Origin of the sequence: Desulforhabdus sp. TSK, from assembly GCF_022836495.1 — a bacterium.
Lineage (GTDB): Bacteria > Desulfobacterota > Syntrophobacteria > Syntrophobacterales > Syntrophobacteraceae > Desulforhabdus.
In genome coordinates, this window is record NZ_BQXM01000244.1 from 1 (window position 1) to 257 (window position 257).

The 257-nt window shown below is 55.6% G+C and carries 1 pseudogene; it reads right to left on the bottom strand.

The window, feature by feature from the left end:
- Window positions 1-18: 18 nt before the first annotated feature.
- Window positions 19-257, bottom strand: a pseudogene (locus MWC30_RS22270) (hypothetical protein); the annotation flags it as partial.

Sequence of the window (257 nt, forward strand, 5' to 3'; positions counted from 1 at the left end):
GGGCGCATTCCCCGTTTTTTACAGGTCGGTATCCCCGCCAAGTGAGCCCCGTTTCTTCCCTGGGCGGACAGCAGTGATGGGATGGCGCTCTCGATACAACTCGATCACTCTGTCGTAGGTCCCGTTATACTTGGCACAGCGGAGCTTGAGGATGTTGTTGGCACAAGTCGGATACCACCATGCTCCTGTCCGTTTCAACCTACCGTGGCAGATCATCTTGTTGGCCGATTCGATTGCACCGGATCCAATGTGGTACC